The sequence below is a fragment of the Streptosporangium sp. NPDC002607 genome (assembly GCF_053592655.1).
This window is the reverse complement of the sequence record NZ_JBSFWD010000036.1, coordinates 46,707-60,415: the sequence shown is the minus strand read 5'-3', so window position 1 is coordinate 60,415 and position 13,709 is coordinate 46,707. Positions and strand designations below refer to the sequence as shown.

Annotated in this window: 16 protein-coding genes; 13 read left to right on the top strand and 3 right to left on the bottom strand. The window is 70.9% G+C overall.

Annotation, left to right across the window (positions count from 1 at the left end; translation table 11 throughout):
- Window positions 1-14: 14 nt before the first annotated feature.
- Window positions 15-248, bottom strand: coding sequence for an Lrp/AsnC family transcriptional regulator (locus ACWD3H_RS32645; protein ID WP_350949356.1), 234 nt, complete (start codon window positions 246-248; stop codon window positions 15-17).
- Between the two features lie 51 nt (window positions 249-299).
- Here ACWD3H_RS32645 and ACWD3H_RS32640 point away from each other — a divergent pair, with 51 nt between their 5' ends.
- The 3 genes from ACWD3H_RS32640 (at window position 300) to thiD (ending at window position 3,383) form a co-directional block, all read left to right on the top strand.
- Window positions 300-1,256 (top strand): thiamine-phosphate kinase, encoded by a 957-nt coding sequence (locus ACWD3H_RS32640; protein WP_355564193.1) that lies wholly within the window; start codon window positions 300-302, stop codon window positions 1,254-1,256.
- Window positions 1,257-1,481: 225 nt separating this feature from the next.
- On the top strand, window positions 1,482-2,399 hold the full coding sequence (locus tag ACWD3H_RS32635) for a hypothetical protein (protein WP_451957721.1): 918 nt from the start codon (window positions 1,482-1,484) through the stop codon (window positions 2,397-2,399).
- Between the two features lie 183 nt (window positions 2,400-2,582).
- A complete protein-coding gene (thiD, locus tag ACWD3H_RS32630; protein ID WP_355564187.1) occupies window positions 2,583-3,383 on the top strand; it encodes a bifunctional hydroxymethylpyrimidine kinase/phosphomethylpyrimidine kinase in 801 nt (266 codons plus the stop codon).
- 120 nt (window positions 3,384-3,503) lie between these two features.
- Here the strand turns inward: thiD and rpmB are convergent, their stop codons facing one another.
- Entirely contained in the window at window positions 3,504-3,689 is a 186-nt protein-coding gene (rpmB, locus tag ACWD3H_RS32625; RefSeq protein WP_012894387.1) for a 50S ribosomal protein L28, read from the bottom strand.
- A gap of 356 nt (window positions 3,690-4,045) precedes the next feature.
- Here rpmB and ACWD3H_RS32620 point away from each other — a divergent pair, with 356 nt between their 5' ends.
- The 10 genes from ACWD3H_RS32620 (at window position 4,046) to ACWD3H_RS32575 (ending at window position 12,749) form a co-directional block, all read left to right on the top strand.
- Entirely contained in the window at window positions 4,046-5,623 is a 1,578-nt protein-coding gene (locus ACWD3H_RS32620) for a DAK2 domain-containing protein (protein ID WP_451957720.1), read from the top strand.
- A gap of 131 nt (window positions 5,624-5,754) precedes the next feature.
- The gene (recG, locus tag ACWD3H_RS32615) at window positions 5,755-7,926 is read left to right on the top strand and encodes an ATP-dependent DNA helicase RecG (protein ID WP_451957719.1); all 2,172 of its coding nucleotides are present in this window, start codon (window positions 5,755-5,757) and stop codon (window positions 7,924-7,926) included.
- A gap of 463 nt (window positions 7,927-8,389) precedes the next feature.
- The gene (gene rsmD / locus ACWD3H_RS32610) at window positions 8,390-8,968 is read left to right on the top strand and encodes a 16S rRNA (guanine(966)-N(2))-methyltransferase RsmD (RefSeq protein ID WP_451957718.1); all 579 of its coding nucleotides are present in this window, start codon (window positions 8,390-8,392) and stop codon (window positions 8,966-8,968) included.
- 16 nt (window positions 8,969-8,984) lie between these two features.
- Complete coding sequence (coaD, locus tag ACWD3H_RS32605) at window positions 8,985-9,461, top strand: pantetheine-phosphate adenylyltransferase (RefSeq protein ID WP_030913570.1); 477 nt, start codon at window positions 8,985-8,987, stop codon at window positions 9,459-9,461.
- Window positions 9,462-9,527: 66 nt separating this feature from the next.
- Complete coding sequence (locus ACWD3H_RS32600) at window positions 9,528-10,082, top strand: YceD family protein (RefSeq protein ID WP_350914817.1); 555 nt, start codon at window positions 9,528-9,530, stop codon at window positions 10,080-10,082.
- A gap of 1 nt (window position 10,083) precedes the next feature.
- Window positions 10,084-10,263, top strand: coding sequence for a 50S ribosomal protein L32 (gene rpmF / locus ACWD3H_RS32595; protein WP_012894381.1), 180 nt, complete (start codon window positions 10,084-10,086; stop codon window positions 10,261-10,263).
- 267 nt (window positions 10,264-10,530) lie between these two features.
- Complete coding sequence (gene rnc, locus ACWD3H_RS32590; protein ID WP_350914927.1) at window positions 10,531-11,202, top strand: ribonuclease III; 672 nt, start codon at window positions 10,531-10,533, stop codon at window positions 11,200-11,202.
- 22 nt (window positions 11,203-11,224) lie between these two features.
- The gene (mutM, locus tag ACWD3H_RS32585; protein WP_451957717.1) at window positions 11,225-12,091 is read left to right on the top strand and encodes a bifunctional DNA-formamidopyrimidine glycosylase/DNA-(apurinic or apyrimidinic site) lyase; all 867 of its coding nucleotides are present in this window, start codon (window positions 11,225-11,227) and stop codon (window positions 12,089-12,091) included.
- Window positions 12,088-12,363 (top strand): acylphosphatase, encoded by a 276-nt coding sequence (locus tag ACWD3H_RS32580; RefSeq protein WP_350914822.1) that lies wholly within the window; start codon window positions 12,088-12,090, stop codon window positions 12,361-12,363. The genes mutM and ACWD3H_RS32580 overlap by 4 nt, the downstream gene beginning before the upstream one ends.
- A 191-nt stretch (window positions 12,364-12,554) precedes the next feature.
- Window positions 12,555-12,749, top strand: coding sequence for a hypothetical protein (locus ACWD3H_RS32575; protein ID WP_084195478.1), 195 nt, complete (start codon window positions 12,555-12,557; stop codon window positions 12,747-12,749).
- Window positions 12,750-12,839: 90 nt separating this feature from the next.
- Here ACWD3H_RS32575 and ACWD3H_RS32570 read toward each other — a convergent pair whose 3' ends face one another.
- Window positions 12,840-13,634, bottom strand: coding sequence for an alpha/beta hydrolase-fold protein (locus tag ACWD3H_RS32570; protein ID WP_355622856.1), 795 nt, complete (start codon window positions 13,632-13,634; stop codon window positions 12,840-12,842).
- Window positions 13,635-13,709 lie beyond the last annotated feature (75 nt).

Sequence of the window (13,709 nt, the reverse complement as noted above, 5' to 3'; positions counted from 1 at the left end):
GGTCAGATACGGACTCAGATGTGGACGATGGGACACGTCAGTGTACGCGTGATCCCCTCCACACCCTGAATCTGCGCCACCACGAGCTTTCCCAGCTCATCGACGTTGCGGGCCTCCGCCCGTACTATCACGTCGTAGGGCCCGGTGACGTCCTCGGCCTGGGTGACACCAGAGATGCCGGAGATCTCCGAAGCCACGTTCGCGGCCTTGCCGACCTCGGTCTGAATAAGGATGTAGGCCTGCACCACAACGACCTCCGGGGCGATTGGATCAGTGCCGAAGGGCCACCGTACCCTGTGATGAACGGGAGGTGTGTCATCACAGTCGGAGATCTCGGCGAATTCGGGGTTGTTGCACGTATTGCCGGACGCTTGCCACAGGGAGGGACCGTATTGCTCGGTCCCGGGGACGACGCCGCGGTGGTGAGCGCTCCCGATGGGCGGGTCGTCGTGACGACTGACCTGTTACTTGAGGGTAGGCACTTCCGCCGTGATTGGTCCAGCGGTTACGACATCGGGCGCAAGGCCGCGGCGCAGAATCTCTCGGACGTCGTGGCGATGGGAGCCGACCCCACCGGCCTCGTGGTCGGCCTCGGGCTGCCCGCCGACGCCGCCACCGGCTGGCTGGACGATCTCACGGACGGCTTCCGCGACGAGTGCGACCTCGTCGGCGCCAGCGTGGTGGGCGGCGACATCACCCGCTGCGATCTCGTCGTGATCGCCGTCACCGCCCTCGGCGACCTGGGCGGCCGGGCGCCGGTCACCAGATCGGGGGCCCGGCCCGGTGACGTGGTCGCGGTCGCGGGCCGCCTCGGGTACGCCGCCGCGGGCCTCGCGCTGCTCCGTGCGGGTCTGGCCGGGCCGGTGGAACTGATCGACGCCCACCGCCGCCCGTGCCCTCCCTACCCGCGCGGCCCCGAGGCCGCCGCGCTGGGTGCCACCGCCATGCTCGACGTGAGCGACGGCCTGCTCCAGGATCTCGGCCACGTGGCGGCCGCGGCCGGAACCGCGCTCGTGCTCGACCCGGAGGCGTTCGACGTCCCGCCGGTGATGCGGGAGGCCGCCCGGCTGCTCGGCACGGACCCGCTGGAGTGGGTGCTCTCCGGCGGCGACGACCACGCCCTCGCCGCGACCTTCCCGGACCGGGTACGGCTCCCGGAGGGCTGGAACGTGGTGGGTCATGTCATCGAGGGTGAGGGAGTGCAGGTCAAAGGCCTGCTGCTGGACCGTGGAGGCTGGGACCACTTCCGGGAGTGACCTTTACCACTCGTTGTTACATCTGCGAAAATTGCGACAAACGGTTATTGAACTGGTATGAAGTTGGGCGGTCGAGATTCCCTCCGAGAAAGGGGCGATATGGGCCGCCATGGTGGAAACGGGGAAGCGGCTTCCCCGGATCGGGGGAAACGCCGGCCGGAGCCCGCTCCGGCACCCGGTCACGGGGACGAGCCGATCGGGCGCCGGCTCCGTCCCGAGGAGTCGATGATCACCGAGACCCAGACGGGTTTCCTGGGTTCGGGATGGACGTCGGAGTCCGAGCCGTCCGTCACGTGGCCCGAGGACGAGGAGAGGTCCGGCGGACGGATCAAGACGACCTTGCTGATCGTCGCCGCGGTGGCGGTGGTGCTCGGCGGGACCGTGTTCGGGATCCGGGCGCTGGCCGGCTCCGAGGGTTCCGCCGCCGACTGCCCGCCCGCCGGTTGTGTCACGGCGGCGTCGAACCAGCCGGAACCGCGGCCCGACCCCGTCGGTGGGACCGAGCTCACCGAGGAACCCGTACCGGCCGACGAGCCCGAGGAGACGGGTGACGAGACGGCGGAGGCCACGCCCACCCCGACTCCCACCTCCACCCGCGCGGGAGGCGGGGTCACCTCCATCCCCAAGCCCACCGCGACGAGAAAGGCCACCCGCGCGCCCCGGGCCTCCGACGAGCCGTCGCCCACCGGCGAGCCGGAGCCCACGCCCACCTCCGAACCCCTCATCGTCGGTGACCACCGAACACCCGCCCCCGAGCAGTCCCCGAGCACCACGGCGCCCGCCCCCGTGCCCACCGACACCTTCGAGGCGCCCGTGCCCGCCGCGGGGGGCGCCATGATCATGGTAGGCGCCGCCCTCGTGCGGAGCAGGGTACAGTCGTACACGGTCAAGCTCGTGGTCGCCGCGGACGAGAGCGTCGAGAACCTGAAGGTGAGCGTGCCGGTCAACGGGACGGTCTCCTCGGTGAGCGGAGCCGACTGGGAGCAACTCGACGGCAGCCTGGTGATCGACTCGCCGGAGGGTCTGCAGGCAGGCGAGGAACTCGTCGTCGTCTTCACCGCGAGCGGTGACGCGGAGATTCCGGAGACCTGTCAGAGCGACAGGGGAGAGTGCGCCGTCGTCCGACCCGGCGTCCCGGACTGAGCCGGTGCCGTCGCCCGATCCGGCCGGTGATTCCGGCCGGTGATTCCGGCCCGTGATCCGGTCGCTGGTCCGGTCGGGCCTCGCGCCCGAGCCGGTGCCGTCGCGGCGCTGCGCGGCCGAGGAGTGGCGGGGAGTGGGCAGGGGGCGCTCAGCCGGTCGGCGCGGGGCTGGTTGGATGGGGGCATGACCGTTCTGGCTCCCCCTCGCGTGCTGACCGTCGCCGGCTCCGACTCCGGAGGCGGTGCGGGCATCCAGGCCGACCTGAAGACCATGCTGGCCCTCGGCGTCCACGGCATGAGCGTGATCGCCGCGGTGACCGCCCAGAACTCGGTGGGCGTGCAGGGCTACTGGGAGCTTCCCCCGGAGGCGGTCCGTGCCCAGCTCGACTCGGTGCTCGGTGACATCGGTGCCCAGGCGGTCAAGACCGGCATGCTCGCCTCGCCCGTACTGGTGGAAACGGTCGCCGAGGTGCTGGCAGGGCTGGACGTGCCCGTCGTGGTCGATCCGGTGGGAGTCTCCAAGCACGGTGACACGCTCCTCGCCCCCGAGGCGGTGGAGACGGTCAGGTCGAGCCTGCTGCGCACGGCCACGGTGGTCACCCCCAACCTGTGGGAGGTTCTCCAGCTCACCGGAGTGAAGGTCACCGACGAGGCCGACCTGCGCCGGGCCGCCGACGCGGTCCTGGCGCTCGGGCCCGAGTGGGCGCTCATCAAGGGCGGCCACCTACCTGGGGCTCCTGTCGATCTGCTGACCGACGGCACGCGGGAGTTCCGCTTCACCGCGGAGCGCCACGACAACCGGCACACCCACGGCACGGGCTGCACCCTGGCCTCCGCGATAGCCTCCCACCTGGCCCTCGGCGAGGACGTCCCCGCCGCCGTGGAGAAGGCGAAGGCGTACGTCACCGGCGCGATCGAGCACGGCTTCCCGCTGGGGGCCGGCATCGGCCCGGTGGACCACGCCTGGCGCCTGCGCTCCCGCTGAACACGGAGGACCCGCTCCGAGCCGTCCTTGGCGGAGCCCGCCAAGGACGGCTCGGAGCCCGTCGGGAACGGCGAAGCCCGCCGCCCCGTCGAGGGGACGGCGGGCTTCGCGGAAGTCCGACTAGCGGGTGACCTTGCCGGCCTTGATGCAGGAGGTGCAAACGTTCAGCCGCTTCGGCGTGCCGTTCACCACTGCGCGCACGGGCTGGATGTTCGGGTTCCAGCGGCGGCGGGTGCGGCGGTGCGAGTGGGAGACGTTGTTGCCGAAGGTCGGCTTCTTAGCGCAAACGTCGCAGACGGAAGCCACGGTTCGCTCCTTAGATCAGTCGAGAGGCTCGATCCGCCGCACTGGCGGGCGGTCATCGGGCATGCCGGGACGACCGGCTGGCCACACGAGGATACCCGATGTTCGGCCCTACAGGCGAACGTGAGCCGCCGTGAACGGTCGAACGGGGATAATCTCCGGAGGCAACCGTAGCGCATCCCGGGAGGCGCCATGGCGGGTCGCGTCCGGCGGGCGACGATCAGCCGGTGAGATCGGGGCCGGCCGGGCCGTGCGGACGGGGAAGCCACCGGTGACGGCATGCCGGTCGTGGCGCCGGGACCTGCCCGGGAGATCGATGAGGGCGCCCGGCGGGCGCGAGCAGGAGCAGGAGGGCAGGAATGCTGCAGGTTCTCGACCCGCCCTCGGTGCGGAGGTGGTCGCGGCTGGCCGCGGAGACGCTGGGGAAGGCACGCGAGGAGATCGACGCGCTCAACGTCTTCCCGGTGCCCGACGGCGACACCGGCACCAACCTGCACCTGACCATGCTCTCCGCGGCCGAGGCACTCGACGGGCTGCCCGCGGACGCGGGGACGGCGGCCACCTGGCAGGCGCTCGCGCAGGGAGCGCTGCTCGGCGCGCGGGGCAACTCCGGGGTGATCGTCAGCCAGGCGCTGCGCGGCCTCGCCGAGGTGTTCAGGGAGGCCGAGGGGCGCGGCACGGACCTCTGCCGTGGCCTGGTCAGGGCCGCCGAGCTGGCCCGTGCCGCGGTGGCCAGGCCGGTCGAGGGCACGATCCTGAGCGTCCTGACCGCGGTGGCCGCGGCGGTGCGCGACGGCAGGGGAGATCTCGTCTCGATCGCGAGAAGGGCGGCCGAGGAGGCGCGCTCCGCGCTCCGCCGTACCCCCGGGCAGCTCGGCGTGCTGGCCCGCAACGGGGTGGTCGACGCGGGCGGCGCGGGGTGGACGATCATTCTGGAGAGCCTCGCCGCGATCGTCACCGACTCCTACACCGAGCGGGTGGACATCCCCGCCCCGGCCCACCGGATCGGCGCGGAGGTCGCGGAGGAGAGCGCGGACGGGCCCGGCTACGAGGTCATGTATCTCCTGGAGGCCGGGGCGGCACAGGTCGCGGCGCTCCGCGCGGAACTCGACGCGCTCGGCGAGTCGCTGGTGATCGTGGGTGGGGACGACCTGTGGAACGTGCACGTCCACGTGGACGACGCGGGCGCGGCGATCGAGGCGGCGGTCCGGCTGGGGCGGCCCCACCGGATCAGGGTGACGTATCTGGTCGGCTCGGGCAGGACCCACCCGGCCGCGCGGGGCAGGGGAGTGGTGGCCGTGGCGGCGGGACCCGCGCTGGCCACGCTGTTCGAGGAGTCGGGGGCCGTGGTCGTCCGCCGCGAGCCGGGCTCCAGCCCGCCGCTGGCGGCGGTGCTCGCCGCCATTCGCGAGGCCGGCTCGGAGGTCGTGGTCCTGCCCAACGACAGCGGGACGCGTGAGGTCGCCGCCGCCGCCGCGGAGATGGCCAGGGAGGAGGGCCTGGTGGTCGGCGTACTCCCGACCAGGGCCTCGGTGCAGGGCCTGTCGGCGCTGGCCGTGCACGATCCGCTGCGCCGCTTCGACGACGACGTGGTGGCCATGACCGAGGCCGCCGCGCACACCCGCCACGGGCACGTCTGGGTGGCCGACCGCGAGGTCATGACGAGCGCGGGCCTGGCCGGGCCCGGTGACGTCCTGGGAGTGGTCGACGGGGACGCCGCGCTGATCGGCAGGGATCTCGAGGCCACCGCCCTGGAGGTCGTGGGCCGCATGGTGTCCTCCAGCAGCGAGTTGGTGACCGTTCTGGAGGGCGTCAACGCCCCCGAGGGGCTCGCGCGCGCGGTGCTGGACCATCTGGCCGAGACCAGGCCGGACATCGAGGTGGTTCTGTACGAGGGAGGCCAGGGCGGCTACCCGCTGCTCATCGGCGTCGAATGAGGCCGGTGTCGAATGAGGGCGTCGCGAGGCCCGGCGTCAGGCGCGCCTGCCGGTGACGTTCGCGGGCGACGCGGGTGAACCGTTCCGTGGGCCGGGCGGTTTCTGTCTCCCGCACACGGTAGAAAGCTGTGGTGACGAGCTTCGACGAGCCGCTGGCGAAGGCACTGGACCCCAAAACCGCCAGGTTGCTGGAGAGCGTTCTCGACCTGCGCACCGTCGGCGACCTGCTGCGGCACTACCCGCGGCGCTACGCCGAGCGGGGTGAGCTGACCGACCTCGACGACCTGCGGGTCGACGAGCACGTCACGGTGGTGGGCGAGGTCACCAGGGCGATGCGCAGGCCGATGCGGAACAAGGGCGGCACCTGGCTGGAGGTCGAGGTCGTCGACGCCCGCCGCAGCAAGATCTACCTGTCGTTCTTCGGGAAGGCGTCCCACATCGCGGAGACGCGGCTGCGGCCGGGCAGGCGCGGCATGTTCGCCGGGAAGGTCGGCGCCTTCGGCCAGGGCGAGAAGCGCAAGTGGCAGCTCTCCCACCCCGAGTTCGAGATGATCGAGGAGAACGAGACGGGGGCCGAGGAGTTCGCCGCCGCGCTCGTGCCGATCTACCCGGCGGGCAAGGACGTGACGCCCTGGGCCATCCGCAGGGCGCTGGGCGTCGTCCTCGACACGATGGGCGAGCTCGACGACCCGCTTCCCGAGGAGCTGCGCGCCCGGCACCGGCTCCCCGGTCTGTCGGACGCGCTGCTGACCGTCCACCGGCCGCGCGACCACGCCGACGTGGCCAGGGCGCGCAAGCGGCTCAGGTTCGACGAGGCGTTCCTGCTCCAGGCGGTGCTGCTGCAGCGCCGGATGGCCGCGGCCTCCTGGCCCGCCACCCCCAGGCCCGCGATCTCCGACGGGCTGCTCGCCGACTTCGACAAGCGGCTGCCGTTCGAGCTGACCGAGGGGCAGCGTGAGGTGGGCGAGGAGGTCGCGGCCGATCTGGCCATGGCCCACCCCATGCACCGGCTGCTCCAGGGCGAGGTCGGGGCGGGCAAGACCGTCGTCGCGCTGCGGGCGATGCTCCAGGTGGTCGACGCCGGGGGGCAGGCCGTGCTGCTGGCGCCCACCGAGGTGCTCGCCCAGCAGCACCACCGGTCGATCTCGGCCATGCTCGGCGACCTGGCCACCGGCGGCATGTTCGGCGGCACCGCGGTCGCCCTGCTGACCGGCTCGCTGGGCGCCGCGGCCCGCCGCTCGGCCATGCTCGACGCGGCCTCGGGCGCGGCGGGCATCGTCGTCGGCACCCACGCGGTCCTGCAGGAGCGGGTCCAGTTCGCCGATCTCGGCCTGGTCGTGGTCGACGAGCAGCACAGGTTCGGCGTCGAGCAGCGCGACGCGCTCCGCGAGAAGGCCGGGGGCGGTCGCCCGCACGTGCTCGTCATGACCGCCACCCCCATCCCCCGCACGGTCGCCATGACGGTCTTCGGTGATCTCACGGTCTCCACGCTCTCCCAGCTGCCCTCCGGGCGTGCCCCGATCACCACGCACGTGGTTCCCGCCGCGGAGAAGCCGCACTTCCTCGACCGAGCCTGGACCCGGCTGCGCGAGGAGATCGGGCTGGGTCGCCAGGCCTACATCGTGTGCCCGCGCATCGGCGACCTGGAGGGCGACGAGGGCGACATGTCGAAGGCCGACGACGAGCGCAGGCCGCCGCTGGCGGTGCTCGACGTGGCCGAGACGCTCTCGCGGGGGCCGCTGCTGGGGCTCCGCACGGAGGTGCTCCACGGCAAGCTCCCTCCCGAGGAGAAGGACGCGGTGATGAAGGCGTTCACCAGGGGAGAGATCGACGTGCTGGTGGCGACCACGGTCATCGAGGTCGGCGTCGACGTCCCCAACTCCTCGGTCATGGTCATCATGGACGCGGACAGGTTCGGCGTCTCGCAGCTCCACCAGCTCCGCGGCCGGGTCGGCCGCGGCGGGCTGCCCGGTCTCTGCCTGCTGGTGACCGACTCCCCCGGCGGCACGCCCGCCAGGGCGCGGCTCGACGCCGTGGCGGCCACCCTGGACGGCTTTGAGCTGTCCCGTGTCGACCTGGAACAGCGCAGGGAGGGTGATGTGCTCGGGGTGGCCCAGTCGGGGCGCAGGTCGTCGCTGAAGATGCTCAGGCTCCTCCGCGACGAGGACGTCATCCACGCCGCGCGCCTGGACGCCGAGGCGATGCTGGAGGCCGACCCCGAGTTGGCGGGGCACCCCGTGCTCCGCGCGGAGATCGACAGGCTCCTGGCGGACGAGCGCGCCGAGTACCTGGAGAAGACCTGACGACCGGCGGAGGCGATGCCCGGCGGGGCGGTGGACACCGCGGGGTTTCGCGGCTGTAGCCGGCGGACGCTCTGTGCCCAACTGCGGGGACGGCCTCCCCCCGAATGCCGTCCCCGCCTGGGCCCACTCCCGGGTCAGGTGCCGAGAGCACCGGCGTGCGGAAGGGCTCACGATCACGCCGGTCGGCCTCCCCCTGGGTCACTTGGAGGCCGCAGGAATCATCATGCAAGGGACCGGCACCTGACGGAACGACCCTTACGCTTTCGTCGCCACTCCTTGCCCACTCTTGACCTAGATCACCTACCAGGACCCTTTTGACCTGCGGTTATGTGATGCGTCGCGACACGCCGTGCTGCGCCCGGCGCACCTGGGAGCCTCCGGGGACCGGCGTCGGAACCGGTGCCGGGGACGGGTGCGGGCGGTGGCCGACGGCACCGGGCGGCGGCACTGAGAGGATGGCCGGGTGAGCCGAGTCATCGCGGGAAGCGCAGGGGGACGGCGGCTGGCAGTGCCGCCGGGGCGGGGGACCCGCCCCACGAGCGACAGGGCCAGGGAGGGGATCTTCTCCACGGTGGGGTCGCTGATCGGCCCGCTGGAGGGGTGCCGGGTGCTCGATCTCTACGCGGGCTCGGGCGCGCTCGGGCTTGAGGCGCTCTCCCGGGGGGCCGCCCGGGTGCTTCTCGTGGAGTCGGACGCCAGGGCGATCCGGACGATCAGGCAGAACGTCACCTCGCTGGGGCTGCCCGGGGCCGAGGTCGCCGCCGACAGGGTTGAGCGGCTGCTGGCCAGGGGTGTCGGGGACACCGGGGAGCCGTACGACCTCGTCCTCGCCGACCCGCCGTACGCGCTGGGCGACGAGGAGGTGGGGACGGTGCTCGAACTGCTGCGCGACCGAGGCTGGCTGGCCGAGGACGCGCTCGTCGCGGTGGAACGGGAGAGCCGGGGAAGGGACCTTCGCTGGCCCGCGGGGTACGAAGAGGAGAGGGTCCGTCGTTACGGCGAAGCGTCCGTTTGGTACGGTCGCGCCGCCGGGAATCCTTAAGAGCAGGGAGTCCACCTTGCGTCGCGTTGTCTGTCCGGGATCCTTCGATCCCGTCACGAACGGTCATCTGGACATCATCGGCCGGGCTTCCCGGCAGTACGACGAGGTCGTCGTAGCCGTACTGATCAACATCGAGAAGAAGAGCCTCTTCACGGTGGACGAGCGTATCCAGACTCTCCAGACGGTCACCAAGGAGTACGGGAACGTCCGCGTGGACAAGTTCCACGGCCTCCTGGTCGACTACTGCAGACAGCAGGAGATCCCCGCCATCGTGAAGGGCCTGCGCGCGATCAGCGACTTCGACTACGAGCTCCAGATGGCGCAGCTCAACTACCGGATGTCAGGGGTGGAGACCCTGTTCATGGCCACCGGGCCCGAGGTCTCCTTCCTGTCTTCCAGCCGCATCAAGGAGATCGTCAAGTATGGTGGGAGTGTGGCCGGGCTGGTTCCCGATCTTGTCCAGGAACTCCTGGTAGAACGGCTCAGGGGCTAGGCCCTGCTATTCTCTTGTTTCGGCCTTGCACGATGGCGATGATGCGCCATGCCTAACGAGAGCGAAATGACTCATCCCAACCTTGACCCCCGAGCCCCATGGGTGATCTCTACCCATGACCTGGGGCGACGACCAGGGTCGATGCGGCGGATGGACCTCGTTCTCCCGGCACCGGCGGACATCGGCGTCGACATGATCGGCGTTCCCAAGGACGCCGAAGTCGAGCTGGACATCCGGCTTGAGGCGGTCATGGAGGGTGTGCTCGTCACGGGCACTGCGCAAGCCCCGCTGCGGGGGGAGTGCGCACGCTGCCTGGAGCCGGTCATCTCGCAAGCCGAGGTGGGCTTCCAGGAGCTGTTCTTCTACTCGGCAGAGGATGCTGCCGAGGGTGACTCGCTTCTCGACGGTGAACTTCTCGACCTCGAACCCGCGTTTCGCGACGCGGTGGTGCTCACACTGCCGTTGAGCCCGGTCTGCAGTGAGGACTGCGCCGGACTCTGCGTGGAGTGCGGGGTCAGGCTGGCAGACGCCGAGCCTGATCACGGCCACGAGGTGATCGACGCCCGCTGGGCGAAGCTGCAGGGTCTGATTCCGGAACATAACAACGATCAGGAGAGCTGACGTGGCTGTCCCCAAGCGCAAGATGTCGCGGAGCAACACTCGCTCCCGCAGGTCGCAGTGGAAGGCCGCCGCGGTTTCGCTCGTGAGCTGCCCCCAGTGCCGCTCGCCGAAGCGTCCGCACGTGGCGTGCCCGACCTGCGGCACCTACAACCGCCGTCAGGTGATCGAGCCCTCCGCCTGATCGCAGTCTGACAGACGGATGCCGGCCGGGCTCCCGGCCCGGTCGGCGTCACCGTCCGCCCACCCTGCGATGGCGGTCCGCCCGCGGTTGTGGTGGACGCCGGGGTTCGCGGTAGAACGCGTGCCCTCCCGGCGCCCACCACATCTTCGGGCATCTCTCGTTTCTTCGCCATCGCGCATTCGATGAGAGAGCGTGCGAGGAGAAGCCGTGGGTACGAGTGTCAAACCGGTCGCCGTCGAGTTCGTCAGGGACGAGCTTGAGCGCCTTCTGTCGGTGCGTCTGGACGTCGCCATCCTGGAGCGTGCGCTGACGCACCGCTCCTACGCGTACGAGAACGGCGGCCTGCCGACCAACGAGCGCCTGGAGTTCCTGGGCGACTCGGTGCTGGGCCTGGTCGTCACCGACACCCTCTACCGCAACCACCCCGACCTGCCCGAGGGGCAGCTGGCCAAGCTCAGGGCCGCGGTGGTGAACATGCGCGCCCTCGCCGACGTGGCCCGCTCGCTGGGCCTGGGCCGCTTCCTGCGGCTCGGCCGGGGTGAGGAGGGCACCGGGGGGCGCGACAAGTCCTCGATCCTCGCGGACACCCTTGAGGCGCTCATCGGCGCGATCTACGTGAACAGGGGTCTGGACGAGGCGTTCCGCGTCGTCCACCTGCTCTTCGACCCCCTCATCACCCGCTCCGCCTCGCTCGGCGCCGGGCTCGACTGGAAGACCTCCCTGCAGGAGCTCACCGCGTCCGAGTCGCTCGGCGTGCCCGAATACCATGTCGAGGAGAGCGGCCCCGACCACGCCAAGTCCTTCACCGCGGTCGTTCGCGTCGGCGGAGAGGGGTACGGTTCGGGATCCGGCCGCTCGAAGAAGGAAGCCGAGCAGCAGGCCGCAGAGGCGGCCTGGAACAGGATCCGCCAGGACCGCGACAGACGCGAAGCCGGCTGACCCGTCGACCAAGGAGGGGTGCATGCCCGAACTGCCCGAGGTCGAGGTGGTACGCCGTGGCCTGGAGCGGTGGGTTTCCGGCAGGGTCGTCGCCCACGCCGAGGTGCTCCACCCGAGGGCGATCAGACGGCACCTTCCCGGAGCGGAGGAGTTCTCCACCCGGTTGAAGGGCCGCACCGTCGGTGCGGCGGAGCGCAGGGGTAAGTACCTCTGGCTGCCGCTGGACGGCCCCGACGCCATCCTGGCGCACCTCGGGATGAGCGGCCAGCTGCTGGTCGTGGAGCCGGACACGGCGCCGGAGAAGCACCTGCGCGTCCGGATCGGCTTCACCGACGGTGGCCCGGAGCTGCGCTTCGTCGACCAGCGGACCTTCGGCCACGTGCTGGTGACCGCCATGATCCGGGCCGGCGGCCGGACGGTGCCCGAGCCGATCGCGCACATCGCGGCCGACCCGTTCGAGGGGCATTTCGACGACGAGGCCTTCGCCCGCCGGCTGCGTGCCCGGCAGACCGAGGTCAAGCGCGCGCTGCTGGACCAGTCGCTGATCAGCGGTGTCGGCAACATCTACGCCGACGAGGCTCTCTGGCGGGCCAGGCTGCACGGTGCCCGGCCCACCGGAGCGCTGACCAAGCCGAAGATCGCCGAGTTGCTGGGCGCCGCCAGGGAGGTGATGTCCGCCGCACTGGCCGAGGGCGGCACATCTTTCGACAGTCTTTACGTGAATGTCAATGGTGAGAGCGGTTACTTCGACCGTTCCCTCGCGGTCTACGGCAGGCGCGACGAGCCCTGCCCGCGGTGCGGTGCCCCGATCGTTCGCGAGTCGTTCATGAACCGTTCCTCCTACAGCTGCCCTCGCTGCCAGCTCAGGCCGAGGAGGGCCGGGGCGTGACGGACGTGCGACTGACCGCCTGGGTCAGGGGTCATGTGCAGGGTGTGGGTTTTCGCTGGTGGACGCGGTCCAGGGCGCTGGAGCTCGGCCTGGTCGGCTGGGCGCGCAACACGGCCGACGGCCGGGTCGAGGTGGTCGCGCAGGGGCCCGAGAAGTCGTGCGCGATGCTGCTTGAGCTGCTCAGGGGCGGTGAGACGCCCGGCAGGGTGGACGGGGTCGTCGAACGTTGGAGCGAGGCCAAAGGCGGTCTCGAGGGTTTTGTCGAGCGCTGACCACTTTCCTAAACCGCCCAAAATACGGTATAGTTGACTGTCGAGAGTGCCTACTGGTGCATCCATTCGGAGCGTTCAGCTTGACCGCCTCCCTCACCGGTGCGACTCTTGACAAAGAACCACGCGCACCCCTCCCGCGGCAAAGAAGTGCGCGAACCAGTCTGGTCACTCAGCGTGGAGGACCCTTTACTATGGCGAAGGCTCTACTAGGCCACGTCGGCGGTCCCGACCCTCGTATGGTCTCGGAAATGCGTCGTCTCCAGCAGCGCATCCGTGATCTCGAGGGAGAGCTCACCCGGCTCCAGGCCCAGAACGACGAACTCGCGGCAAGTGCCCGCGACGAGGAGTTCAACCGTCTGCAGGATCGCGAGCCGGCTCTCACCTAACGGGGTCGGGGCGGAAACACACTGTCCGGGGACGCCTCACCGGGGCGTCCCTTGTCATATATGTTATTTACGTCATATATGTCCTATCTGTCATATATGTCGTGCGAGGAAGGCCAGCTGCTCGGGTAACACCCTGCGGCGATAGGCCGTGTCCTGGCATCCTTCGCTGATCCCTCCCTCGGCGGTGGCACCCAGTGCCTTCAGGGCCTTCAGCATGGTCTGGGTCTGCCGTGCCCACGCGTCGCGCTCCCCACACCCCAGCCAGACCGGGATGTTCACGAGTTCGCGCAGCGGCGCCTGCGCCGCGCTCACCGCCGGCGACGCCGCGACGACCGCCCCCACCTGTGCGGGGCCCAGCTCCGCGGCCAGCCTCAGCGCCCCCGCGCCGCCCGCCGACCAGCCCATCAGCCCGATCTTCGCGGTGTCCATCCCGTTCATGCTCAGGTAGGGCAGCAGGGTGCCCGGGATGTCGGCGGAGGGCCAGTCGTCGATGGAGGCCAGCGCGAAGCGCCCGCCCCCGGCGGCCAGGTAGCGGTCGATCGCGTAGACGTCGAACGGCGTGCGCGCGTCACCCGCGGCCCCGTGAAGCATGATCACCACAGGCAGCCCGTCCGTCGCCCCCGGAGGCATCCCGACGATGACCCGGCGCCGGTCGACCTGGCTGCGCTGGAGCGTTCCAGGAGACGTCACCGGGGGCGCGGGGACCGCGCCGCAGACGATCTGGGCGTACGCCCCCCTGATGCCGTCCGGACCGGCCGCCAGCGCGGCGCCGCCGAGGCCCAGCGCGGTCAGCCCGCCGCCCACCAGGAAGGCGCGCCGCCCGAGATGACCCCTGCCGCTCGATGGGCGTGACGGAGCTCCGTCAGCACCGCGTTCCGCGTTCATGCAGGGCACCATAGGCGGTGTGCGGGCGGGTGCGGGTGAAGAACGGTAGTCTTCCCGCGTTGGCGAAGCCGTGGG

Bases quoted from the DNA above. Each gene is read 5' to 3' on its own strand.
- ACWD3H_RS32575 (WP_084195478.1), top strand. From the start codon at position 12,555: ATGGCGAAGGCTCTACTAGGCCACGTCGGCGGTCCCGACCCTCGTATG.
- ACWD3H_RS32635 (WP_451957721.1), top strand. From the start codon at position 1,482: ATGATCACCGAGACCCAGACGGGTTTCCTGGGTTCGGGATGGACGTCG.
- ACWD3H_RS32600 (WP_350914817.1), top strand. From the start codon at position 9,528: ATGACTCATCCCAACCTTGACCCCCGAGCCCCATGGGTGATCTCTACC.
- ACWD3H_RS32640 (WP_355564193.1), top strand. From the start codon at position 300: ATGAACGGGAGGTGTGTCATCACAGTCGGAGATCTCGGCGAATTCGGG.
- thiD (WP_355564187.1), top strand. From the start codon at position 2,583: ATGACCGTTCTGGCTCCCCCTCGCGTGCTGACCGTCGCCGGCTCCGAC.
- mutM (WP_451957717.1), top strand. From the start codon at position 11,225: ATGCCCGAACTGCCCGAGGTCGAGGTGGTACGCCGTGGCCTGGAGCGG.
- ACWD3H_RS32620 (WP_451957720.1), top strand. From the start codon at position 4,046: ATGCTGCAGGTTCTCGACCCGCCCTCGGTGCGGAGGTGGTCGCGGCTG.
- ACWD3H_RS32570 (WP_355622856.1), bottom strand. From the start codon at position 13,634: ATGAACGCGGAACGCGGTGCTGACGGAGCTCCGTCACGCCCATCGAGC.